Source organism: Streptosporangium heterodermiicola, from assembly GCF_051390675.1.
In the GTDB taxonomy this organism is placed as follows: Bacteria; Actinomycetota; Actinomycetes; order Streptosporangiales; family Streptosporangiaceae; genus Streptosporangium.
The window spans coordinates 82692-106398 of the sequence record NZ_JBPJSR010000022.1 but is presented as its reverse complement, the minus strand read 5'-3'; the positions used below and the strand labels follow the sequence as shown (position 1 = coordinate 106398).

Annotated in this window: 18 protein-coding genes; 5 read left to right on the top strand and 13 right to left on the bottom strand. The window is 72.0% G+C overall.

What is annotated here, in order from left to right; genetic code table 11:
• Window positions 1-12 precede the first annotated feature (12 nt).
• The 4 genes from ACSC1Q_RS34905 to ACSC1Q_RS34890 all read right to left on the bottom strand — a co-directional run bounded on the left by ACSC1Q_RS34905 (window position 13) and on the right by ACSC1Q_RS34890 (window position 2538).
• Window positions 13-390, bottom strand: coding sequence for a Tn3 family transposase (locus tag ACSC1Q_RS34905; RefSeq protein ID WP_436762985.1), 378 nt, complete (start codon window positions 388-390; stop codon window positions 13-15).
• On the bottom strand, window positions 278-760 hold the full coding sequence (locus ACSC1Q_RS34900; protein ID WP_436762984.1) for a Tn3 family transposase: 483 nt from the start codon (window positions 758-760) through the stop codon (window positions 278-280). The genes ACSC1Q_RS34905 and ACSC1Q_RS34900 overlap by 113 nt, the downstream gene beginning before the upstream one ends.
• A 330-nt stretch (window positions 761-1090) precedes the next feature.
• On the bottom strand, window positions 1091-1951 hold the full coding sequence (locus ACSC1Q_RS34895) for an alpha/beta fold hydrolase (protein ID WP_436762983.1): 861 nt from the start codon (window positions 1949-1951) through the stop codon (window positions 1091-1093).
• Window positions 1952-2163: 212 nt separating this feature from the next.
• Window positions 2164-2538, bottom strand: a complete 375-nt coding sequence (locus ACSC1Q_RS34890) for an STAS domain-containing protein (RefSeq protein ID WP_436762982.1) — start codon at window positions 2536-2538, stop codon at window positions 2164-2166.
• A 507-nt stretch (window positions 2539-3045) separates the two neighbouring features.
• Here ACSC1Q_RS34890 and ACSC1Q_RS34885 point away from each other — a divergent pair.
• Complete coding sequence (locus ACSC1Q_RS34885) at window positions 3046-4821, top strand: MOSC domain-containing protein (protein WP_436762981.1); 1776 nt, start codon at window positions 3046-3048, stop codon at window positions 4819-4821.
• Window positions 4822-4908: 87 nt separating this feature from the next.
• Here ACSC1Q_RS34885 and ACSC1Q_RS34880 read toward each other — a convergent pair whose 3' ends face one another.
• The 6 genes from ACSC1Q_RS34880 to ACSC1Q_RS34855 all read right to left on the bottom strand — a co-directional run bounded on the left by ACSC1Q_RS34880 (window position 4909) and on the right by ACSC1Q_RS34855 (window position 11727).
• Window positions 4909-5913 (bottom strand): DUF6183 family protein, encoded by a 1005-nt coding sequence (locus ACSC1Q_RS34880; protein WP_436762980.1) that lies wholly within the window; start codon window positions 5911-5913, stop codon window positions 4909-4911.
• 154 nt (window positions 5914-6067) lie between these two features.
• Complete coding sequence (locus ACSC1Q_RS34875) at window positions 6068-6823, bottom strand: GntR family transcriptional regulator (RefSeq protein WP_436762979.1); 756 nt, start codon at window positions 6821-6823, stop codon at window positions 6068-6070.
• Window positions 6820-7647, bottom strand: coding sequence for a tryptophan synthase subunit alpha (gene trpA / locus ACSC1Q_RS34870; RefSeq protein WP_436762978.1), 828 nt, complete (start codon window positions 7645-7647; stop codon window positions 6820-6822). The genes ACSC1Q_RS34875 and trpA overlap by 4 nt, the downstream gene beginning before the upstream one ends.
• Entirely contained in the window at window positions 7644-8846 is a 1203-nt protein-coding gene (gene trpB, locus ACSC1Q_RS34865; RefSeq protein ID WP_436762977.1) for a tryptophan synthase subunit beta, read from the bottom strand. The genes trpA and trpB overlap by 4 nt, the downstream gene beginning before the upstream one ends.
• Window positions 8847-9005: 159 nt before the next feature.
• The gene (gene rox / locus ACSC1Q_RS34860) at window positions 9006-10550 is read right to left on the bottom strand and encodes a rifampin monooxygenase (RefSeq protein WP_436762976.1); all 1545 of its coding nucleotides are present in this window, start codon (window positions 10548-10550) and stop codon (window positions 9006-9008) included.
• 202 nt (window positions 10551-10752) lie between these two features.
• Window positions 10753-11727, bottom strand: a complete 975-nt coding sequence (locus tag ACSC1Q_RS34855) for a helix-turn-helix transcriptional regulator (protein ID WP_436762975.1) — start codon at window positions 11725-11727, stop codon at window positions 10753-10755.
• 136 nt (window positions 11728-11863) lie between these two features.
• Here ACSC1Q_RS34855 and ACSC1Q_RS34850 point away from each other — a divergent pair, with 136 nt between their 5' ends.
• Window positions 11864-12259, top strand: a complete 396-nt coding sequence (locus ACSC1Q_RS34850) for a RidA family protein (RefSeq protein WP_436763025.1) — start codon at window positions 11864-11866, stop codon at window positions 12257-12259.
• 609 nt (window positions 12260-12868) lie between these two features.
• Here ACSC1Q_RS34850 and ACSC1Q_RS34845 read toward each other — a convergent pair.
• Window positions 12869-16135, bottom strand: a complete 3267-nt coding sequence (locus tag ACSC1Q_RS34845; RefSeq protein WP_436762974.1) for an ATP-binding protein — start codon at window positions 16133-16135, stop codon at window positions 12869-12871.
• 116 nt (window positions 16136-16251) lie between these two features.
• Between ACSC1Q_RS34845 and ACSC1Q_RS34840 the strand changes: the two genes are divergently transcribed.
• On the top strand, window positions 16252-16893 hold the full coding sequence (locus ACSC1Q_RS34840) for a hemerythrin domain-containing protein (RefSeq protein ID WP_436762973.1): 642 nt from the start codon (window positions 16252-16254) through the stop codon (window positions 16891-16893).
• Between the two features lie 216 nt (window positions 16894-17109).
• Here the strand turns inward: ACSC1Q_RS34840 and ACSC1Q_RS34835 are convergent, their stop codons facing one another.
• Window positions 17110-18216, bottom strand: a complete 1107-nt coding sequence (locus tag ACSC1Q_RS34835) for an epoxide hydrolase family protein (RefSeq protein WP_436762972.1) — start codon at window positions 18214-18216, stop codon at window positions 17110-17112.
• Window positions 18217-18329: 113 nt separating this feature from the next.
• Between ACSC1Q_RS34835 and ACSC1Q_RS34830 the strand changes: the two genes are divergently transcribed.
• On the top strand, window positions 18330-18803 hold the full coding sequence (locus tag ACSC1Q_RS34830) for a MarR family winged helix-turn-helix transcriptional regulator (RefSeq protein ID WP_436762971.1): 474 nt from the start codon (window positions 18330-18332) through the stop codon (window positions 18801-18803).
• Window positions 18804-19004: 201 nt separating this feature from the next.
• On the opposite strand, the gene ACSC1Q_RS34825 is transcribed toward ACSC1Q_RS34830, so the two are convergent.
• Entirely contained in the window at window positions 19005-22130 is a 3126-nt protein-coding gene (locus ACSC1Q_RS34825; protein ID WP_495573950.1) for an AfsR/SARP family transcriptional regulator, read from the bottom strand.
• A 217-nt stretch (window positions 22131-22347) separates the two neighbouring features.
• Here ACSC1Q_RS34825 and ACSC1Q_RS34820 point away from each other — a divergent pair, with 217 nt between their 5' ends.
• The gene (locus tag ACSC1Q_RS34820; protein WP_436762969.1) at window positions 22348-23667 is read left to right on the top strand and encodes a cytochrome P450; all 1320 of its coding nucleotides are present in this window, start codon (window positions 22348-22350) and stop codon (window positions 23665-23667) included.
• The last annotated feature ends 40 nt before the right edge of the window (window positions 23668-23707 follow it).

Here is a 23707-nt window from a genome sequence, read left to right as displayed (position 1 = left end):
GGGTCGAGATCGTCAGATCTCATCGTCCTCGCCCGCGTCGGGGTCGCGCAGGTCGCGGATGGCGACGGGGGCCAGGTCAGGCAGGGCGAAGGTGTAGGTGCCGTGGACGCCGAGGTGGGAGTGGACGAACGGTGAGAGCCGGGCCATGTCCCCGTCCCGGACGGGGTAGCCCTGGGCTTTGAGCCGGCGGACGGCGGCGTCGAGGTAGACGGTCGTCCAGAGCGTGGCGCAGTTGAGAACCAAGCCGAGGGCGCCGAGCTGGTTTTCCAGTCCGCGCTCATAGCGGTGGTAGAGTTCCCCCCTTCTTGCCGTGGCAGATCTTGCGGGCGAGGGAGTGGCGGTTCTCCTGGAGGTTGCGGATGTCCTTGATGTCGCGGCGGTAGGTCTCATCCACGTCGATGAACTGGAGAATGTGCAGGGTCTTGAAGATCCGGCCGTAGGAGGCGATGGCCTCGCCGAGCGCGGTGGGGTGGCCATCGCGCTGGAGTATGGTGACGACGTCGTAGGCGCGCACGGTGCCGGTGTAGATCGAGGCGACCACGCGGAGGATGTCCTCCCAGTTCCGGCGGATCTTCCACAGGTCGATCTTGCCTCGGGCGAAGGTGTTCAAGGGCCCGTAGTCGGCGGAGGCGTCGATCCGCCAGCCTTTCTGGTCCGGGAGGTCGGCGAGGGCAGGCCGGTAGGAGATGCCCAGCAGCTCCAGGAGACCGAAGACCAGGTCGGAGTAAGACCCGTACGCAGCCGCTTTATCATCAGTCAAGAACTCCACAGGCGTAACCCGCAAAGTAGGACCAACCAGCAGACCGACCACCTGGAGCGATCAAACCGTTACAAGATCCCTGCTCGGACGACGCCACCCGCATCCGAACCACCAGTGGCGGTAACGCGCGTCTCAACGGCTTGCTAACGCCACTGACGGTCCGGTTGCTGCTCAACCCCCGTCTCCTCCTTCACGGTTTCACGGCTTCACGGTCCAGATCTCGACTCCTCCCCGCTTCGCTGAGCCTGCCCCCCTGGGCACCGGCGTCTTTCGACCATGCCGGCCACCGCCGGCCACCGCCGGACGGTCCCGTCCCGGGTCAGTCGTGGATCAGTCGTGGAAGAAGTCGCCCAGGGCCGCGGTGAGCGCGTCCGGGGCCTGTTCGGCCATGTGGTGGCCGGAGTCGATCCCGTGGCCGCGTAGGTCGCCGGCCCAGTGCTCCCAGATCTTCAGCGGGTCGCCGTAGAGGTCTTCGAGGTCGTCGCGCAGTGACCACAGGGCCAGGGCGGGGCAGCGCAGTCGCACGCCGGCGGCCCGGTCGGTCTCCTCGTGGCGCAGGTCGACGGTGAGGCCGGCCCGGTAGTCCTCCAGCATGGCCCGTACCACGTCGGGATTCCTGGTGGCCTCGCGGAACTCGTCGTGATTCTCCTGGCCCATGCTCCGCGGGTCGCCGCGGTACCAGCTGTCGGGGTCGGCGTTGATGACACGTTCGGGGATGTCGGCTTGGGCGAAGAAGAACCAGTGCCACCACTGGGTCGCGAACCTCGTGGTGATGCGCGACAGATGCTCGCTGATGGGCAGGCAGTCCAGGAACGCCACGCGAGAGACCGCGTCGGGGTGGTCCAGGGCGAGGCGGAACGCCACGGCGCCTCCCCGGTCGTGTCCGGCCAGAGCGAACCGGGAGTGTCCCAGAGAATCCATCACCGCCGCCATGTCGTTCGCGACGGCGCGTTTGGAGTGCGCGGAGTGGTCGGCGGCGGGTGCCGGGCCGCGCGAGCGGCCGTATCCCCGCAGGTCGGGGCAGACGACCGTGAAGCCGCGCTCGACCAAGGCGGGTGCGACGCGATGCCAGGTCGCGGAGGTGCGGGGATGACCGTGCAGCAGCAACACCGCCGGCCCCTGCCCGCCGTGGCGGACGAACACGGACGCTTCCCCGGCCTGGACCAGGGTTTCCTCGAAGCCTTCGAACATCGCCTCCCCATCCCCCAGAGACGGCTCGACAATCGTCGGCGCCTTGAGAAGCGATTACGTTGACGACGGCCTCGCTGGCGGCCGACATCAGGTCGTCGCGGCGGGCGCCGGCCAGCCCGGCCTGCCCGGCGTGGTAGTGCAGGTGCCGGAGTAAACGGGGGCGGCCGCGCTGAGCCTGTCGAGGGCCGGCCTGGATGGGTGAGGCTCCTCTTCTAGGAGGGAGCCGACGAGGTACGCAGCAGGACCAGGGCGTCGGCGCGGCTGGGCCGCAGGGTGAAGTGCTGGGCCAGCCCGGTCATCTCGAAGACCCGCCTCAGCTGAGGGGACAGATCGCTCAGCACGATGAGACCGCCGCGGTCGGTGATCAGGGTGCGCAGGGCCAGGAAGATCCTGATGCCGGTGGAGTCGCAGAAGGTCAGGCCGCCCACGTCCAGCACCAGGTGGCGGTAGTCGCCCTCCAGCAGGCCCAGGACCTGGTGGTGGAGAGGGGTGGTGTTGGTGTAATCCAGCTCACCGCCCAGCGTCACGATCAGCGTGTCGGGCAGGGTGGGGTCGGGGTGGCGGTCGAGCTGGACGGCAGAGGTCATGTGGAGGCCTTCGGCGACAGAGGGCGGGGACGGGGCGGGAGGATCGGAAACCAGGACGGCGGTGTTCAGCGGGGAATCGGGGTCGGCGGCGGTGTCGGCTCCGGGGACGGCCTGATCTTCTCGGGGAGAAGAGGGCGCGGCGGGTGCCCTCGTAGCGCGTTCACCGCCTCGGGCAGCGTCGGGCGGACCTCGGAGTGATCCACCGTGCGGGTCGGCACGAAGCACGAAGCACGCCCCACCCCCTCCGGCCGCGCACCGCGCCAACCGGATCATTGTCCCGGTTATTGCACGCGGCGTCCATTTCGCGAACCCCCTGGCACGCTGGAGTCGTTCCCCGGGTTCCCGGGTGACGCGAGCGTCACGGAAGCTCCGTCGTGCCCGCCTTCGCCGTCACGATCGGGCGAAGCGCACCCCCCACCGGGGGCCGGGTTACCAGACCCAGGCTGACCTGCGAGAACGAGGTATCCTGCAGAGAAGTCGGATGCCTCGTGACGGGGGGGAAGACACGTGGCGACGCTCTTGTCGATCAACGTCGGCCTGCCCGAGGACGTCCCGTGGCACGGCACGACGGTGCGCACCGGGGTGTGGAAGCGGTCCGTGACCGGGCCGCGCACGGTGCGCCGCCTGAACGTCGACGGGGACGGCCAGGGAGACCTCAGGGGGCACGGCGGCGAGCATCGCGCGGTGCTGGTCTACCAGATCGACTCCTACCGGCACTGGCAGCGGGAATTCGGCCGCGACGACTTCGTCTACGGGCAGTTCGGGGAGAACTTCACGGTCGACGGGCTGCCCGACGACGAGGTGTGCGTCGGCGACCGCTACCGCGTCGGGGAGGCGGTGTTCGAGGTCACCCAGCCCCGGGTCACCTGCTACCGGGTGGGCCTGCGGATGGACGAGCCCCGGATGGCGGCCCTGCTGGTGTCCCACCGGCGTCCCGGGTTCTACCTCCGGGTGATCACCGAAGGGCGGGTGGAGGCGGGTGACGAGATCGTCAAGGTCGCCTCCGGCCCCGAGGCGATGTCCGTCGCGGAGATCGACGCCCTGCTCTACCTGCCGGGACACCCCCGTGACCGGCTGGAGCGGGCACTGCGCATCCCCGCACTGAGCGAAGGCTGGCGGGCGTCCCTGCGCGCCCTGCTCGACCGGCCCGACGACGGGGGCGCGCAGAACGGGCCGGCGGGGAACCCGGGGCTGACACCCGCCGCGGCCGGGCCGCCGCCCGCCTGGCCGGGGTTCCGGCCGCTGCGGATCACCCGGATCGACGCCGAGAGCCGCGGCGTGTTCTCCCTGACCCTGGAGGCCGCCGACGGGGAGCCGCTGCCCGCCGCCCTGCCGGGCCAGTTCCTCACCGTACGGCTGCGCCCCGACGGCGGCGGCCCGCCGGTCGTCCGCGGCTACTCGCTGTCCGGCCCTCCCGGCGCCGGCCGCTACCGGATCAGCGTCAAGCAGGAGCCCAGGGGTGTCGCCAGCACCTTTCTCCGCACCCACCTGCGCGTCGGCGACCTTCTCGAGGTGGCGGCGCCGCGTGGCACGTTCACCCTGGAGGAGGGCGACGCCCCGGTCCTGCTGCTCTCGGCGGGCATCGGCGCGACCCCCGTCCTGGCCATGCTGCACGCCCTCGCCGCCGCCCGCTCGGCCCGCGAGGTGTGGTGGCTGTACGGCACGCGCGACGGCACGGAACACCCGTTCGCCGCGGAGAGCCGCGGCCTTCTCGCGCTGCTTCCCAACGCGCACGAGCACGTCTGCTACAGCCATCCCGCGCCCGGCGACCGCCAGGGAGCCGACTACGACACGGCGGGACGGCTGTCGGCCGGCCTGCTCGCCCGCCTCGGCGTCCCGCCCGCCGCCGACGCCTACCTGTGCGGTCCTCCCGCCTTCATGCGCGACCTGCCGCCCGCCCTCGCCGCCTCCGGACTCGCCCCCGCGAGCGTCCACACGGAGGTCTTCGGCGCGCAGGCGGGGCTGACACCGGGAGTGACCCCGGCGCCCGCCCGCCCCCCGCACCCGCCCGCCGGCGCGCCGGGAGCCGGGCCCGCCGTCACGTTCGCGCGCAGCGGCCTCACCATCCCCTGGGACCCCGCCTACGAGAGCCTGCTCGAACTCGCGGAGGCGTGCGACGTGCCGACCCGCTGGTCGTGCCGCACGGGGGTCTGCCACACCTGCGAGAGCGGCCTGCTGTCCGGCACGATCGGCTACTCTCCGGAGCCGGTGGACGCCCCCGCCGACGGCAACGCGCTGATCTGCTGCTCACAGCCCCGCGAGGACCTCGTCCTCGACCTGTGAGCCCTCGTGAGACCGTGAGACCTCTGAGACCTCTGAGACCTCTGAGACCTCTGAGACCGTGAGACCTGTGAGACCTTTCGCGGGGTGTCAGTCGGTGTCGTGGGAGATCAGCAGGCCCAGCGCGTTCCCGCGTGGGCTGAGCGCGCCGATCGCGATTTCCTGGTCCACCCAGTACGGTTCCCGTCTGGTGAGCCTGAACGCCATCCACGTCCACCGGGCGGCGAGTTCATTGACCCGGTGCACGGACGCGCCGGCGGGGGCACGCACGAGGCCCGCGATCGACCGCCACGCCCTCACCCTGCCGTATCCGCCGCGCGACCCCGTGGAGAAGAGCGAGTCGCAGTAAGCCGCGGTGAACAGCTCGCCCACCACGGTGTCCAGGCTTTCCAGCCGGCCGTTCAGCACGCCCCCGGCTCCGAGGGACTCCGGCAGGAACGCGTTCACCCGCGACGACGCCACCTCGCGGGGATCGAAACGCCGGGGAGGTTCGACGATCACCGCCAGTGAGGCGCTGCTCCAGTGCCGTACGGCGGAGGTGATGAGCCGCTCGTCCCGCCCGGTGCTCACGACCCTCGGCGCGCACACCGGTGTCCTCGCCTGCCGGGCGTCCCACGAGGAGGCGCACTCCCGACCGCCCCCCTCGCCTTCCCGGAGCGCGATCGGCGGAGGTTCCGGCACGTGGAAACCGCTTTGGACCCTCCAGGGGAAGTCGCAGGGGCCTACCCGGCGTTCTCCCCGGGAGCGTTTGAGGGGCAGTTCCGCGAGGGGATGGCGCAGCTCTCGCAGGGTGGCCGCGCAGCGCACCGCCGAGGGCACCCGGGTCAGGTCGACGCGGCGTACCACCAGTTCCTGCGTCAGGCAGGCGACCAGCTCCGCCCACCCGCCGGGCTCGGCCGGGAGGCGTTCCAGCAGCGGCAGCAGCCGGTGGACCGGCCGCTTCTCGGCCAGCAGGGCGGCCAGGTCGCGGATCCGCCGGAGCCCGTGATCACCGGTGTACCGGGTGCGTACCAGGCCGGCCAGTCCCTCGGCGTCGACCGGGACGCGCGACAGGGCCGGATCGTGCGGATTCCCGCCGCCGGCGTACCGGCTCACGAAAGCGTCCCCGGCGGCGGTTCGCCGGCGCCCGGGGCGGCGAGGACGCGACCCGCGAGCACGGTGCGCGCGGCCTTTTTCCTTCTGATCCACACACCCCCATGGATAGCCGGACGGACTTGCGCGCCACTGGTGAACGGCCGCGCACGGGGTCTCAGCTGGTGGCGCCCCAGGTGAGGGACAGGCCGGTGGCGGCGCGGTCGGTGCGGATCTCCATCATGCTGCCGAGGATGGTGGCATGGTCGGACACCACGGGGGTGGCGTCGAGCGCGTAGGTGATCCGGGTGCTGACGAGCACCGGGCTGCCCTGCGGCTCGCCGAGGTGACGGGCGGCGGCGGGGTCGAGCGAACCGGGCCGTACCACCTCCGACGCCCGGGCGACCGTCACTCCCGCGTCGGCGAGGGCCGTGTAGAGGGACACGGCGGCGAAGTCGCGGTCGCGGATCCGGTCGGCCACCGGCCGCCGGACCCAGGACACCTGGTGCACGGCGGGACGCCCCGAGAACTCGCGGACCCGCTCCAGCCGCAGGGCGGTGTCGCCGGGACGCAGCCGCAGCTCGGCGGCGATCCGGGCGGGTGCCCGGCGCACCGCCCGGCCGGCCACCGAGGTACGCACGTCGTGGCCCTGTTTGCGCAGGTCGTCGACGAGACTGCGGAGCGAGTCGAGCTGGTACGCCAGGTGGGGCGGGGCGACGAACGTGCCCTTGCCGGGCTGCTGCACGATCAGTCTCTCGTCGCTGAGCTCCCGCAACGCCTGGCGGAGCGTCATGAGGGTCACCCCGTAGGAGGCGCTCAGCTCCCGTTGCGGCGGCAGCGCCTCACCGGGGGCGTAGTGCCCCGACCGGATCTTCGCGGCGAGGTCGGCGGCGATGGCGCGGTATCTCGCCTCGTGCCCGGCGTCGAGGGTCATCGTGGTCGGTCACACTCCTGGTCGATCTCCTGGTCGAGGGCCTGGCGCAGGGTCGCGAGGAAGGCCCGCAGGTCGTCCGGACCGGCCCCGTCGAGCACCCGCCGCATGACCGCGGCGCCGACCACCACGCCGTCGGCGTGCCGGCGGGCCTCGCGTGCCTGGTCCGGGGTGGAGATGCCAAATCCTAGCAAGACCGGCCGGTCGGTGACGCGCCTGATCCGCCCGGTGAGCTCCGCCGCCGAGGCGGCGAGGGCGGCCCGCTCACCGGTGGTGCCCATCAGCGACACCGCGTAGACGAATCCGCGGCTGCGGCGCGCGATCTCCGCCAGCCGGGGCGGCGGCGTCGACGGCGACGCCAGCAGGGCCGGCTCGATCCCGGCGGCGGCGGCCACCTCCGTCAGCTCGCCCGCCTCGTGCATCGGCAGGTCGGGCACGATCAGGCCGCCGACGCCGGCCCGGCTCAGCGCGGCGCAGAACGCCCCGGGGCCGTCGTGCAGCACCAGGTTGTAGTAGGTGCTGACGACCAGCGGCACGCCCAGGTCCGGCACGCCGGACAGGTCGGCGAGGATCCGGCGGGTGCTCGCCCCCCGGGCCAGCGCCACCTCGCCGGCCCGCTGGATGGTGACGCCGTCCAGCGTGGGGTCGGAGAAGGGCAGGCCGACCTCGATCGCGTCCGCCCCGGCGGCGGCGAACGCCCTCAGGTAGTCCGTCCAGCCGGGCGTGATGCCCCCGGTGACGTACGGCATGAGCAGGCCGCGGCCGGTGTCGCGGCGGGCACGCAGACGGGCCTCGACCGCGCCCGCGGCCAGGGTGGGGTTCGTCACAGCAGCTCCTTCAGGGTCGGGACGTCCTTGTCGCCCCGGCCGGACAACGTCATCAGCACCGTCGATCCCGCGGGCAGGTCGCCGCCCGCCTCGCGGATCACCCAGGCGAGCGCGTGCGCCGATTCGAGCGCCGGGACGATGCCCTCGGTGCGCGCCAGCCGTACCGCCGCGCCGACCGCCTCGTCGTCGGTCACCGTGACGTAGCGGGCCCGGCCCAGGTCGCGCAGGTGGGCGTGCTCCGGGCCGACTCCCGGGTAGTCGAGCCCGGCGGCGATGGAGCGCGCCGGGGTGATCTGCCCGTCGTCGTCCTGCAGGAACAGCGAGCGGCAGCCGTGCAGGACGCCGAGCCGGCCGCGGGCCACCCCGGCGCCGCCCTCCGCCTCGACACCGACCAGGCGCGCCGGGGTGTCGGCGAATCCGGCGAACGTGCCGGCCGCGTTGGAGCCGCCGCCGACGCACGTGACCACGTGGTCCGGGACGCCGGTCCGCAGCTCGACGGCGCACTGCCAGCGGGCCTCCTCGCCGATGACCCGCTGGAACTCCCTGACCATCCACGGGTACGGATCCGGCCCGACGACCGAGCCGACGCAGTAGTGGGAGTCTCCGGTCACGCCCACCCAGTGCCGCATGGCCTCGCTGGTCGCGTCCTTGAGGGTACGGCTGCCCGTGGTCACCGGGACCACCTCGGCGCCCAGCATGCGCATCCGGAAGACGTTCGGCGCCTGGCGCTCGATGTCGCGCTCGCCCATGAACACCGTGGCCTCCAGGCCGAGCAGCGCGGCGGCGGTCGCGGTGGCCACCCCGTGCTGGCCCGCTCCCGTCTCGGCGATCAGCCTGCGCCGGCCCATCCGGGTGGCCAGCAGGGCCTGGCCCAGCACATTGTTGATCTTGTGGGAGCCGGTGTGGGTGAGATCCTCGCGCTTGAGGTACAGCCGCACGCCCAGCGCCTCCGACAGCCGGTCGGCCGGGGTGAGCGGGGTCGGCCGACCGGCGTGCACGGCGAGCAGCCGCGCCAGGGCGCCACGGAACCCCGGATCCGCCCAGGCCTCCCGGAACGCCTCGTCCACCTCCCGGCACGCCTCCACCAGGGACTCCGGCGCGTACCGCCCGCCGTACGCGCCGAACCGGCCCCGCGCCAGGGGCTCACCCATCGTCCCCTGCGGCGGGACCGGCTCACGCCACGTCGACACGTCTCGCATGCCACACTCCGATCGTTCTATAACTCTTTTATGAGTTCTATAACAGTGAGTGTGGCACGGACGACGCGGACGCGCCACCGCCGATGCTCGGCACGACGGTACGGCGGCGGCGACCGCTGACGACGCGCGTCCGGGAGTGCGGACGTCACTCGGGCGAGATCAGCCGGCGGGCTCGCCGAACCAGCGGAACAGGTGGTCGTCCAGGCCCCGCTGGTCGTCGCCGATCCAGGCGACATGGCCGTCAGGGCGCAGCAGGACACCCGGGACATCCAGTTCCGCGCCGGGATCCACGAGGTGATCGACCCGGTCCGACCAGCCGCCGACGGCCAGGCGTCCGGTACGGTCCAGCACCAGGCCACGACCGCGATGCAACAGGCCGTAGAGGCGGCCCTGTCTCACGTCGATGTCGGGCAGGCGGCGGCCGAGCAGGTCGGGGCCCTCGCCGAAGTCGTAGCGGATGCCGATCGCGGTGATCTTCTCGATCAGGCGTCGGTTCACCTCGCCGAAGTCCATCAGCTCGGTGAGCAGCCTGCGCACGGCCCGCGGACCCGGTTCGGCGGACAGCAGCTCCGTCTGGGCGCGGGTGTTGTCCAGCACCTCCTCGGCGACCGGATGACGTTCGGCCTCGTAGGTGTCCAGCAGTGTCTCCGGCGCCCAGCCGCGGATCTGCGCGGCCAGTTTCCAGCCGAGGTTGAACGCGTCCTGAACGCCCAGGTTGAGGCCCTGCCCGCCGATGGGCGGATGAATGTGCGCCGCGTCGCCGGCCAGCAGCACCCGCCCGGCCCTATACCGTTCGGCCAGCCGGGTGGCATCCCCGAAACGGGACAACCAGCGCGGGGAGTGCACACCGAAGTCGGTTCCGGCGATGGCGCGCAACCGTTGCTTGAAATCCTCAAGGGTGGGCGGTTCCGCGCGGTCAGCGACCCCCCCGGCGGGGACCACGACGCTGTAGACCCCTTCGCCGAAGGGCCGGAGCCAGAACGGCCGATGGCTCTCGCCGACTCCGGCCACCTTGGCGGCGATCTCCTCCTGCGGCGCCTCCGCTCTCATCTCGCCCATCAGCGTCTCGGTACGCGAGGGCTCGCCGGGGAAACCGACGCCGAGCAGTTTGCGCACCGTACTGCGCGCGCCGTCGCAGCCGACGAGGTAGCGCGAACGCAGCCGTTCCCCGTCGGCCAGCTCGACGGTCACCCCCTCGCCGTCCTGCTCGAAACCGGCCACCGCGCAACCGCGCCGGACCCGCGCACCCAGCTCGACCGCGTGCTCTTCGAGCAGGCGGACGATGACCGGCTGCGGAATACCCAGCAGATAGGCGTACGCGGAATCCAGGCCCTCGGGCGCGGGTTTGGGTATGGCGGCGAAGAAACCGCCGGCCGGACGCCGTCTTCCGTGCGGGAGAACGCGGTCCAGCAGCCCGCGCATCGCCATCAGCTCAAGACTGCGAATATGCAGGCCGACTATGCGGACGAACGACGCGGGCTCGGTCTCCTTCTCCAGAACGAGAACCCGCACATCGTGCAGCCGCAGCTCGGCGGCGAGCATCGCACCGGCCGGCCCGCACCCGGCAATGATCACATCGAAGACGAGGGGCGCGCGATCGGCGCCGGAGGCCGACGACCGGAGCTCGGGGACGTCGCCCGCCGTGGAGTCACGCTCGGCCCCGTCGTCCGACGGCCGCTCGGCGGTGAACTGCTGAGAACGCATAGGTGTTGCCCTTCGGGAGTGCCCTGTTGTCAAGGCGCTCCCGGCGACACCTACGTCAATCGCCCGGCCGTGACGGCAAGGGGGAGCACCCACATCGATACAGCGTTCATGGGACTCACCTCCTCGGGCCGCGTCACGGTCAACCGCAAGCTACAAGCCCGGACATCACCCCGTCCAACCCTTTTCCGCGGGCGGGCACCTCTCAGGACGACACCCCGTAGCGGACGGCGATCGCGGCGGCGCGGTCACGCAGGGAGTCGCGCAACCACTGCGGGGACAGGGCCTCCGCGTTCGTGGCGAGTTGCCACAACGCCCACTCGGCGTGCCTCGGATCCTGGAAGGTCACCTCCAGCCGCAGCCAGCCGTCCGGGTCGGCCTCCTCCGCGTGAACGGCCAGCGCGGTGCCCACCAGAACCTCCCGCCCCGCCGGATCCACCCGTACCAGCACGCTGACCTGGTCACCGCCGGTCCGGAACCGCGTGCTGCGTTCCCGCCAGACCCGGTCAAGATCGACCCGGTCCGGCCGCCGCGCGGGTTCGGCGAGCTCCTCGGCGGCCAGGACCCGGGACAACCGGTAGGTGCGGTCCTCGCCGGACCTCGCGGCCAGCAGATAACCCCGGTCGCGTACGGTGACCAGGCCGATCGGGTCCACCGTCCGCCACCTCGGGGCCTGGTCCACGGCCGCGTAATGGATGCGCAGCCTGTGCCCGGCGAACACCGCGCGCAGGACCTCGGCCACCACGGCGTCGGGCACCTCCTCGTCGACCAGCCGACGCGACAGAAGATCGCTCTCCGGGTCGATGAGCAATCGCCCGGCCGCGCCCGCCGCGGTGCCCCGATAGCTCTCGGGAAGCGCGTCGACCACCTTGAGCATCGCCGAGGCGAGCGCCGAACCAAGGCCGAACGCCTGCGCGCCGCGCCGCGATCCGGCGACCAGCAGGGCGAGGGCCTCGTCGTGGTTCAGCCCGGTGAGCTCGGTCCGGAAACCCGGCAACAACGCGAAACCGCCGTGCCGGCCACGCTCGGCGTAGACCGGGACACCGGACGCGGACAGCGCCTCGACGTCGCGCAGCACGGTGCGGGTGGACACCTCCAGCTCACGGGCGAGCGCCGCCGCCGACAGCCGGCCGTACTGCCGCAGCAGCAACACCAGCGAGACCAACCGGTCGGCACGCACGCGAAAACTCTACAGAAATACACGACACAGGATGTCGTGATTTTCCGGAAGGCTGATCAACATCACCGGAAAGACGGTGGCTACCGAACCGATCGACGTACGTGATGTCGACCAATCGAATGGAACTGATATGGCAATGGAGCGAACGGCGGTCAACCCGTGGGCGTGGTCGGTGGAGATGGGATACAACCAGGGCGAGATCGTCTCCGGGCACACCCGGACCCTCTACTGCGCCGGCCAGACCGCGATGAGCGGCGACGGCAAGCCCCAGCACGCCGGTGACATGGCCGCCCAGCTGGCGCTCAGCCTCGACAACCTGGAGGCCGTGCTCGGCGAGGCCGGCATGTCCCTCACGAACCTCGTCCGGCTCAACGTCTACACCACCGACGTCGACCGGCTCTTCGAGCACTACGGCCTGCTGGCGGCGCGGCTGGGCGCCGCCGGAGCGGTACCGTCCACCACGATGCTCGGGGTGACACGGCTGGCGATCCCCGACCTGACCGTCGAACTTGAGGGAACCGCCGTCGCGTGACGCGACCTCACCGCCTCCGGCAGAACCGCCGGAGGCGGACGGGCGGGTGATTCCCGGTGCTCGAAATGACGACAACCGGCGCCCGCGGCTTCGACGGCCGCGGCTTCGGCGGAGAGCCCTCGTCCTTCCACTTGTTGACCTTCCCCCCGGGTGAAGCCCCAGCATCGTTGGCACCGGCCGTCGTGGCCGGGACGAGGAGGAGTGGCGCGGGAGCTGCTGCCGATCGGAGCGTTCCGGCGGTTGTGGATGGCGTCGGTGGTGTACGCGGTGAGCGGGTCGTTCAGCCTGGCCGCGATCCCGACAAGCCCTCAACGACGACGCCATGCGCGGCCGGGTCCAAGGCGCGCTCACCCTCGTCCTCATCGGCGGACCGCGGCTCGCCAACCCGCTGCACGGAACCACCGCGTCACTCCTCGAACCCCGAACAGTGATCTGCGCCGGAGGACTGCTGACCACCACGGCCGTCGCCGCGATCGCATGGCGGGTCCCCGAACTGCGCTCCTGCACGATCTCCACCCCCGAACCACGCCGCGCCCCGGACAGCTCGACACGACCCGCCGTCCGGGACGGGCCGGTGCCCACGGCGGCACCCCAACGCCCCTCTCGCTCTCAGCCTTCCCCCGGGGGCGAAACACGGAGACCAGCACGCGTCCGGGCCTCAGAGGACCAGTGAGGGGCGCTCCACCGGTCGGCGATCACCGCGGCCCGGGCGAAGTGGGCCGCCGCCTCGTCGTCACGACCGAGAAGAAGGGCGAGCTCGCCGAGCGTGTGGGCGACCGGACGCAGCGCCAGCGACAGGCTCTCCGCACCGGCCGGAGGACCTTCACGATGCGGAAGCAGATCCGCGTAGACCCCCTCCGCGGCGTCACGGTCGTTCAACGCGACGATCGCCATCGCGCGCAGACTCGTCAGGAAGGTGAAGAAGAAGTCAGCCCGGATCGGACCCGGTGACATACGAACCCGGCGCGCCTCGTCGCCGCGCCCGGCGGCATGGAGGGCGAGCGCGAGCAGGTCGGCGACCATCGGGCCGAACGCCTCACGCAGAGAACGCACATCGTCCAGGTGATCGCCGAGCGTGCCGTCGTTCAGCCAGATCGCCGCCAGCGCCAGACGGACGAAACCGGTGTGCACCGATCCGGCGCGTTCCATGCGCGCGGCGGCCTCGACGTAGAGGAGCTCCGTGTCGGCGAACCGGCCCTCGATGAGCGCCAGGGTCGCCAGCGCGATCTCGGCGGCACTGATCGCCGCCGGCATCCGGTAGGCGCGGGCGAGATCCAGCGCCTCCCCGGTCACACGACGCATGGTCGCCGGGTCGTTGACCACGGCGGCGTTCGCGGCCTGATTGAGCAACCCGGTCACACGATAGACGGGCAGATCGTGCTCGACGCCGATCTCCACCAGCTCACGGGCGTACTCCCCCCGCCCGGGGTCACGGGCGAGAACCAGAAGCGCCGCGGCCCGGAGGCGAGGATCGACGGCGAGATCGAGCGCTTCCCGCGCCGCGGCCATGACCGTCGGATCATCCTCACCCACCAGCTCGTCGGCGTACGCGGTGAGGAGACGAGAGCGCACGTCAGGGGCGAGACCGGCCCGCTTGAGCAACCGGCTGAGGCGATCGACGACAGGACGGTCGACCGTGCCGTACGTACGAGCCTGCCAGGGGGTGGACTCGGTCCAGGCGGTGAACGCCGCGATCATCAGATCGTCACGGCCGACCGACTCGGCGTACTCCACGGCCCGCTCGCGCGTATGCCTGGCCGCGGCGACGGCCCCGGCCCTAATCTGCGCCCGCAACAGCCTGCCGAGCAGGCCGACACGCTCGTCCGGATCACTGGAATTGGCCACCGCGTCCGCGAGAAGGGCGACCGCCACGTCATGGGCGTAGCGCGCCTCGGCCAGCTCGGCGGCCCGTACGCAATAACCGACGGCCTTCGGCGATCCCGCTCGCGCATGGTGATGAGCCAGCGCCACGACATCACCGGAGCCTTCCAGAGCGGCGGCGATCCGGGCATGCATCCTGGCGGCCCGCAACCGGGTGACGTCGGCGACCAGCGTGTCCCTGACCAACGCGTGGACAAACCGGACACGCCCGGGCCCGGGCTCATCGAGCAAACCGGCGATGACACCCGCCTCCAGCGCGTCCAGCACGCCCTCCTCGTCGGCATCGGCGGCCCGCACGAGCACATCCACCGCACTTTCCCTGCCGGCCACCGCCGCCAGCCGCAGAACGGACACACCGCTCTCGGGCAGCCTCGCCAGCCGACGCCGCAACACGTCCCGCACACCCTCGGGAACCTCGGAGAGCGCGACCAGCGCACCCTCACCGGTCAGCAGCCGCGCGCTCTCCCGCACATAGAACGGATTACCACCGGTCCGCTCGGCGATCCCGGCCACGGTCGCTTCGTCGGCCTCACACTCGGCACGCACGAGCTCCGCGACGGCGTCGCCCTTCAACCCGGGCAAATCCAGCCGGAACGGCACAGCACGGGCGAGGCCCCCGAGCGTCTCGGTGAGACGCTCACTCTCCTCCGCACGGTACGCCGCGACGACCAGGATCGGAGCCCGCACACCGACACCACCACCGAGCAGCTCCAGCGTGGCGGCATCCGCCCAGTGCAGATCATCCAGGACGACGGCGACCGGCCGGTCGGCAGCCGCCACCACGAGCCAGTCCCACACGGCCTGCCGCAACCGGAACCGCCCGGCCGCCGCGTCACCGCCCACCGGCACGGAATCGGAGAGCAACGGCGCCAGATCGACCGCGAACTCCCCCGCGGGAACGCTCACGGCCACCTCCCGCAACGCCTCGACCCACGCCCACGCGGGCGGCGCGCCATCCACCTCGGGACAACGCCCGGCGACCACCAGCCACCCGGCCTGTCCGAGCCGCCCACCGAGACGCTCCAGCAACGTCGACTTGCCGAGCCCCGCCTCACCGGTGACGAGCGCGACACGCGCCCCATCGACCGCGGCCTCCCCGGCGACCGCCATCAACGCCGCGAGCTCACCCTCCCGCCCCACGAACGTCGCCACACCGGACCCGTCGTTCACGGACGGCGCGGACGGCGCGAACGCCCGGCGCCGGAGCGTGTCCGCGGGAGGCCGAGGAACCGCCGCACGCAGGACGTCCACGCGCCGGGCGAGGATCGCCTCCTCCAAAGCCACCAGATCCGGACCCGGATCGAGACCCAGCTCGTCGGCGAAAGTCACGCGAGCACGACGAAGCGCGGCCAGCGCGTCGGCCTGGCGGCCACTGCTCCACAACGCGAGGGCGTACATGCGCCAACCCTCCTCGCGCAGAGGATCGTCACGAGTGAGGCCCTCCGCCTCGGGCACCACCACCGCGGGATCACCGAGCCGCAGCCCCGCCGCGACATGCCGTTCGCGGGCGACCAGGCGCAACTCGTTCAACCGAACGGTCTCGGCCACGGCCCACGGCTCGTCGGCGACCTCGGCGAACGCGGGCCCGCGCCACAGCGCCAGCGCCTCGTCCAACCGGGCGCGGACGACACGGGGATCGGCGAGCGTACGGGCCTCGTCGAGCAGCTCCTCGAAGCGCCACGCGTCCACCGCCCCCGGCGGCAACCGCAGCGCGTAGCCCGGCGACGCGCTCACCAGCAGACGGGCCGGGGTCCGCGGCGGACGGCCGGGCTCCAGCAGACGGCGCAGATTCGACACGTACGCCTGCAACGACGCCAGGGCACGCGACGGCGGCTCGCCGCGCCAGAGATCCTCGACCATCCGGTCGACCGACACGACCTGCCCTCGCGCCACCACCAGCAGGGCCAGCACGCCGCGCTGCCTCGGCCCGCCGAGGGGAACGGGCTCGCCACCGGCCTCGGCCGCGAACGAGCCCAACACCCGGATCAACACCATGACGGGACACATCGTACGCGCGCCCACCCCACGCGCGCCCTCCAAGCCGACTCCAAGCGCCTTCCAAACCCCGCGAGCAGGCTTGAGCACATCGAACGGACGAAAGGCGGGAACAGATGAGCGTCGACACCCAGGACATGGAGATCGTCCACCGCGCCCTCCGCCGCGAGTCGCGGCTGCTGACGGAACTCGTCGCCGCGGTCACCCCCGGCGACACCGCTCGCGCCAAGGTGATCGCCGACCACTTCCGCGTCTACCGGACGGGGCTGAAGAACCACCACGAGGGCGAGGACGAGCTGCTGTGGCCGCCACTCCTGTCCAGGGTCGACCTGGAAACGGACATCATCCTGCGCATGGAGGCCCAGCACGAGCACATCGCGGCCACGCTGACCAGCCTGGACACCGCCGTCCCGGCCTGGGAGGCCACCGCCGGAGCCGACGAGCGCGACACCCTCGTGGCGATCCTCACCGATCACCGGGCGGTCCTGCTCGAACACCTCGACGACGAGGAGTCCACCCTTCTCCCGCTCGCGGCCAAGCACATCACCGAAAGGGAATGGGCCTCCCTGGGCGACCACCTGGTGGCCCACACCCCCAAACTCACCCTGCTCACGCTCTTCGGCCTCGTCCTGGAGGACGCGAACCCGGCCGAGCGCGCCACACTCCTGTCCGGCCTCCCCGCACCCGTACGCGGCGTCTGGCACGTCATCGGCCGCCCCCGCTACGCCCGCCACATCCGCCGCGTCCGCGCGGCCTGACCTCGTAGGGAGATAACCAGTCGGACCGCGGACACGCGGTCCGCTCGATCGACGTCATCTCGAAGCCTTACAACCCGATGTCAGGCTGGCTCCCTGTTTGTGGGTGATGAGTCTTCAGTCCATTGTAAATGATCTTGAACTCGACCGAGCGCCTTTACAAAGTAGATTTATTAGGACTAGTCAGCATAAGTCCGTTTTGGGTTGTTCGACCCGCGGCTAGCGGGCGGCGTCCCGGTGGTCCTGCTCCAGGCGGGCGAGGAAGAAGTCCCGGACGTCCTCGGCGAGCAGTTCCGGCACCTCCATCGCGGCGAAGTGCCCGCCGCGATCGAACTCCGACCAGTGCCTGACGTCGTACAGCCGCTCGGCCAGCGGTCGCACCGGCTGCGTGATGTCGTACGCGAACACCGCCACCCCGACCGGTACCGGGCACGGCGCGCTCCCCCGCGGGACGTCGTGGTGCAGCCGCGCCGAGGAGGCCGCGGTGGCGGTCAGCCAGTACAGCGAGATGTCGGTGAGCATGCGCTCGTCGCCGATCGGCGAGCGAGGGTCGGTCCACTCCGCGAAACGCTCGGCGATCCAGACCAGCTGGCCGACCGGCGAGTCGGTCAGCGCGTAGCCGACGGTCTGCGGGGTGAGGGCCTGCAGAGCCTGGTACGGCGGGCGGTTCGCCATCAGCCGCCTGACCTTTTCCAGCCGGGCCTCGTCCGTTTCCGACAGTTCGATGCCGGCGTCCGGGACCGGCCGGGTCGGCAGGTAGTTGACGTGCACCCCGACGACCCGCCCGGGGGCCACGGCGCCGAGCGCCAGCGAGATGCCCGAGCCGAAGTCGCCGCCCTGCGCGCCGTAGCGCTCGTACCCGAGACGGCTCATCAGCTCGGCCCAGGCCCGCGCGACCCGGACGAGGTCCCAGCCGCGCTCGTGGGTCGGCCCGGAGAAGCCGTATCCCGGGATGGACGGGATCACCAGGTGGAAGTCGCGCGACAGCGGCTCGATCACGTCGAGGAACTCCAGGAACGAGCCGGGCCAGCCGTGGGTGAGGATCAGCGCGAGCGCGTCCGGGTTCGAGGAGCGGACGTGGACGAAGTGGATGTTCTGCCCCTCGATCTCGGTGATGAAGTGCGGAAGCTCGTTGAGCCCGGCCTCGTGCTCACGCCAGTCGTAGCCGGTGCGCCAGTGTTCGGCGAGCTCCTTGAGCCGTGCCAGCGGGAAGCCGTAGTCCCAACCGGCGTCGGCGACCTCGTTGGGCCAGCGGGTGCGGGAGAGCCGGTCGGCCAGGTCGTCGAGGTCGGCCTGGGGGATGTCGATGCGAAACGGCTTGATCATGATCTCGGCTCCGGGGGATTGATTCGCCGACTAAATGTTCGGCCATCTAACGTTTACTCCGCGAACGATAACACATTCATTAGTGCACCGAACGACTCGCTAGACTCGCCCACATGGAGAGCCTGTCCGAGGAGACGCCCGCCCCGTGGGAGGGCCTGCCCAGCTGGCTGCTCGGCCAGACCGCCGGCCACGCGCACCGCCTGGTGGGTGACGGGTTCTCGTCCGTCGACGCCCGCGGCTACCACTACCGCCTGCTGGCGACGCTGGAGGAGTCCGGCCCGGCCAGCCAGGCCGCGCTGGGCCGCCGTGGTGGCATCCACCTCAGCGACATGGTCGCGACGGTCAACGAACTCGCCGGGCGCGGGCTGGTCGAGCGCGCCCCGGACCCCGCCGACCGGCGGCGCAACATCATCTCGCTGACCCCGGCGGGCGAGAGGCAACTGCGGCGACTTGAGAAAAGGCTGGCCGAATGCCAGGACGAACTGCTCGCCCCGCTGGCCCCCGAGGAACGGCGGCAGCTGACCGGGCTGCTGTCCAGGCTGCTGGACCACCACAACCGGCGAACCGGAACCCCGCAAGAGCCGTGAGGCCGACGGGCGACGCCGGTGATCGGTCCGGACGTCCCGACCGGCACGATCTTCGCCCCGCCCGGGCCCGACGGCGCCGGGAGGGCCACGAGACCGGCTACCCGTGGGCGCTCACAACTCGCACAAGGCTCACGACGCGCACGAGGCTCACGAGGCTCACGACGCGCACGAGGCTCACGAGGCTCACGAGGCTCACGAGGCTCACGAGGCGAGCGTGATCTCCGCCAGCTCGCGCCAGTCCCGCCGCCGGTCGGTACGGGTCGCCTCGGCGAACGCGGTCTCCCCGAGGCGCTCCCGCGCCTCCGCGGCGATCCTGGAGGCGTCCGGCTGCGAACGATCCGGGGTGCCGCGCACGTCGTCGCTCGCCGCGAGCAGCAGCGCGGCCCGCTCGTACTGTCCCCGGCGCAGCGCGAGGTCCGCGATCCCGATCAGCACCTCGGCGATCAGCGGCGGATACGCGTACTCCACGACCGTGTGGAACGCCTCGGTCCGGTGCGCGCGGGCCTCGTCGAGGTCCTCGGTGAGGTAGCCGTACAGGTCCAGGGCCCTGGCCTGGACGGAGTCGCCGAGTTCCGTCCACGTCGTGGTCAGGTACCGGCGCGCCTCGTCCGGCTCGCCGCGCCAGCGCGCCAGCTGCGCCTTCGAGAGCGTCAGCTCGGCGAGCGCGTCCGGCCAGGTGATCCCGCCCGCGCACCGCTGCGCCTCGGCCATGGCGGACGCGCTGGACCGCTCGTCGCCGAGCAGCCAGTACAGCTGGGCCTGCCGCGCCCGCAGGCCGACCACGTCCTCGGTCGCGCCCACCTCGGTCAGCGCCGCGACCGCCTCCTCGTAGTGCTCGCACGCGCGTGCGAGCTCGCCGCGCGTGGCGAGCCGGTCGGCCAGGAAGGTCAGCGCCGTCGAGATCCCCCACCGGTCGCCCAGCGTGCGGAACTCGGCGAGGGCGATCTCGATGTCGACGTCCACGTCGGTCTCGTCGCTGCCGAGCGTGAGCCGCAACCGGCCGCGGGAGAGCCTGGCCTGCGCGCGCACCCACGGGTCGTCGTCGGCGATGAGCGGTTCGAACGCGGGCAGGAAGTCGTCCGGATCCCGCAGCATCCGCTCCAGCGGCTCGACGAACCCGAGCAGCGGGTTGCGATACCCGCCGCGCCGGGCGAGCCGGTGCGCCTCGTGGATCCACTCCCGCGCCTGGTACTGGTCGCCGACCCCGGAGGTCACGAAGATCGCCACGATGGTGTACGCCGTCGCCCGCACCTCGTCGGACACCTCACCTCGCAGCGAGGCCGCCGCGATGCTCAACGTGGTGCCCTCGGCCCGGTAGCCGCTGAGATACCAGTACCAGCCCGCGGCCGCGACCAGCCGCATCGCCTCCTGCGCCCACCCCTCGGCGATCGCCCCGCGCAGGCCCACACTGATGTTGTCCTTCTCGGCGTCGAGCGTGGACAGCCACTCCAGTTGCCCGGCCCGGCGCAGGTGCGGGTCGGCCGTCTCGGCCAGCTCGGTGAAGTAGGCGAGGTGCGCCCGGCGCGCCGGCTCGGTCTCCCCGGCCTCGGCGAGCCGTTGCGCCGCGTACTCCCTGATGGTGTCGAGCATCCGGTAGCGCGGCGTGCCCTCCCCGTCGGCGAGCAGCAGCGACTTCTCGATCAGCGCGGTCAGCACGTCGAGCGTCCGCTCCCCGGTGGACGCCTCGTCCCCGCACACCCGTTCGGCCGCCTCCAGGCTCGCCCCGCCGGAGAACACCGAGAGCCGCCGCAGCACGCCGCGCTCGGCCTCGGTCAGCAGGTCCCAGCTCCAGTCCACGACCGCGCGCAGCGTCTTGTGCCGGGGAAGCGCCGTACGGCTGCCGCCGGTCAGCAGCCGGAACCGGTCGTCGAGCCGGCGGGCCAGCTGATCGACGGACATGGTGCGCAGCCTCGCCGCGGCCAGCTCGATCGCCAGCGGCATCCCGTCGAGCGCCCGGCAGATCCGCGCCATGGCCGACAGGGTGGGCGCGTCGGAGCCGATGTCCTTGCGCACCAGGTCCGCGCGGTCCCGCAGCAGCCGCACCGCGGGCGAGGATCCGGCCTCGGCGGGGTCCGCCCCCCGCGCGGGCAGCGCGAGCGGCTCGACCTGCCACAGCACCTCCCCGGTGATACCGAGCGGCTCCCTGCTCGTGGCCAGGATCCGCAGGCTCCGGCACTCCCCCAGCAGCCGGTCCGCGAAGGCCGCGGCCTCCTCGATCACGTGCTCGCAGTTGTCCAGGATCAGCAGGATCGTGCGCCCCCGGACCGCGGCGACGAGCCGGTCCATCGGCTCCCCGCCTCGCGCGCCACCGAGCAGCGCCTGGTCACGCAGGCCGATCGCGGTGAGGGCGGCCTGCGCCAGCTCGCCGCCCGCCCGTACCGAGGCCAGCTCGACCAGCCACGCCCCGTCCGGCAGCTCGGCGAGCATCGTCCGCCCGGTCTCCGTGGCCAGTCTCGTCTTGCCGGAGCCCCCCGCCCCCGTCAAGGTGACCAGCCGGTGCCCGACGGACAGGGCGGCGACCGCGGAGACGTCGTCGTCCTTGCCGACGAAACTCGTCAGTTCGGCGCGCAGGTTCGTCCTGCGGCTCTCCGCCCGCTCGCCCAGCTCGCCGCGCAGCAACGCGGTGTGCAGCGCGGACAGCTCGGCCGACGGATCGGCGCCCAGCTCCTCGGCGAGCCGCTCGCGCGTCCGCTGGTACACGGTCAGCGCCTCGTTGCCGCGCCCCGCCTCGGCGAGCGCTCGCATCAGGGCCGCCACGAATCCCTCCCGCAGCGGGTGGGCGGCGACCAGCCCGGTCAGCTCGGAGATCAGCTCCGCGCCACGGCCGAGGCGGATGTCGGCGTCCACCCGATCCCCGAGCGCGGCGACGTGGAGTTCGTCCAGGCGCGCGACCGCGGCGTCGAACACGTTGCTGTCGCGCAGCGCGATGTCGGCCATGGCCGTGCCCCGCCACAGGGCCAGGGCCGAGCGCAACAGGTCCGCCCGCGCCGCGGGCTCGGCGGCGCGGGCCTGGCCGATCAGCCGCTCGAAGCGGTGCACGTCCACGGCGTCGGGAGGCACGGCCAGCCGGTATCCGCCGGAGTCGGCCTCGATCACACCGTCCGGCAGCACCCTGCGCAGCCGGGACACCAGCGCCTGCAGGGCGTTCGCCTCGTCCGCGGGCGGCCGTCGTCCCCAGATCCAGTCCACCAGCCTCCCGCGCGTGACGCCACGGCCCGGTTCGAGGGCGAGCGCGGCCAGCAGCGCGCGCAGCCGGGCCCCGGGAACCTCCACCACGGCCCCGTCGTGGTTACGGACCTCGAACGGACCAAGCAGTTCAACTCGCACATCAGTCATTGTGCCGAACCGTGGTGCCGTCCTCGAACGCGTCCCCGAGCCGGTCGCCCCGGCCTTGGCGGTCACGAGGCTGATCGGCGCTGACCTCCCGGCCAAAAAAATGCACGTCGTGCATTGATGCTCGTCGTGCATGTTCTGTGTGTAGGGTGGCGGCGAACCCCACCAGTGATGGGCGGCGCAGCCCGCCGCCCAGGAAGAGGATGTGGTGATGACGACTCTCGGCGAGCAGAGCGGGACCCGGGCCGAGCCGGTGGCGAAATCCCCGACGGAGATGCGCAGGATGCTTCCGGCGGACCTGGTGGAACGGAGCGGTTGCCCGTTCGACCCGCCGTCCGGGCTGCGGGAGCGGCGTGACCGGGGAGCGATCCAGCCGCTCAGGCTCCTCAACGGCGCCCCCACCTGGCTGGTCACCGGCCTGCGGGAGGCCCGCGCCGTCCTGGCCGACGCGCGCTTCAGCGCCGACCGGGTGCGCTATCCCGACGTCACCAGCCCGCAGCCGCACGAGGCCGAGCGACTGGCCGCCGCGGCACAGGGCGGCCAGGAGGCGGCCGGTCTCACGCCTGAGGTGGAGAGCCGCGCCGACGGGATGTTCGTCTTCATGGACCCGCCGGAGCACACGCGCCTGCGGCGGCTGCTGACCGGCCAGTTCACCGTACGGCGGATGAAGGCGCTCGAATCACGCCTGCGGGAGATCGCCGTGGAGCGCATCGAGGCCATGCGGGCGGCCGGAACCGAGGCCGACCTCGTACCGGCCTACGCGCTGCCGATCCCCTCGCTGGCGATCTGCGAGCTGCTCGGCGTCGACTACGCCGACCGGGCCGAGTTCCAGGAACGCACCGCCATCGCGCTGAACTCCACCACCCCCGAGGAGGAGCGGATCCGCTCGGGGCTGGAGCTGTACGGTTTCATCCAGGAGCTGGTGGCGGCCAAGCGGGCCGAACCGGCCGACGACATCCTGTCCGGGCTCGTCCACGACGCCGACCCGCCGCTGACCGACGCCCAGCTGACCGACATGGCGCTGGTGCTGCTCGGCGCCGGGCACGAGACCACCGCCAACATGCTGGGCCTGGGCACCTTCGCGCTGCTGGAGCATCCAGAGCAGCTCGCCGCGCTGCGCGCCGACCCGGCGCTGATGGACAACGCGATCGAGGAGCTGCTGCGGTACCTGTCCATCATCCAGCTGGGCGTCAGCCGGGTGGCCGTCGAGGACGTCACGCTCGGCGACGTGAAGATCCCCGCGGGCGCCACGGTGATCATCGCCACGCCCGAGGCCAACCGCGACTCCCGCCACTGGGACGATCCCGACCGGCTCGACGTGCGGCGGCCCCGCGCCGCGCACCTGGCCTTCGGGCACGGCATCCACCAGTGCCTGGGCCAGCAGCTCGCCCGCGCGGAGATGAAGGTCGGCCTGGGCGAGCTGATCACCAGGATGCCGAACCTGCGCCTGGCCGTACCCGCCGAGCAGGTGCCGCTGCGCAACGAGATGCTCATCTTCGGCGTGCATTCCCTGCCCGTCACCTGGGCCTGACAGGCTCTGCCCCAGACTGGGTTCACCACGTCCCGGCCGG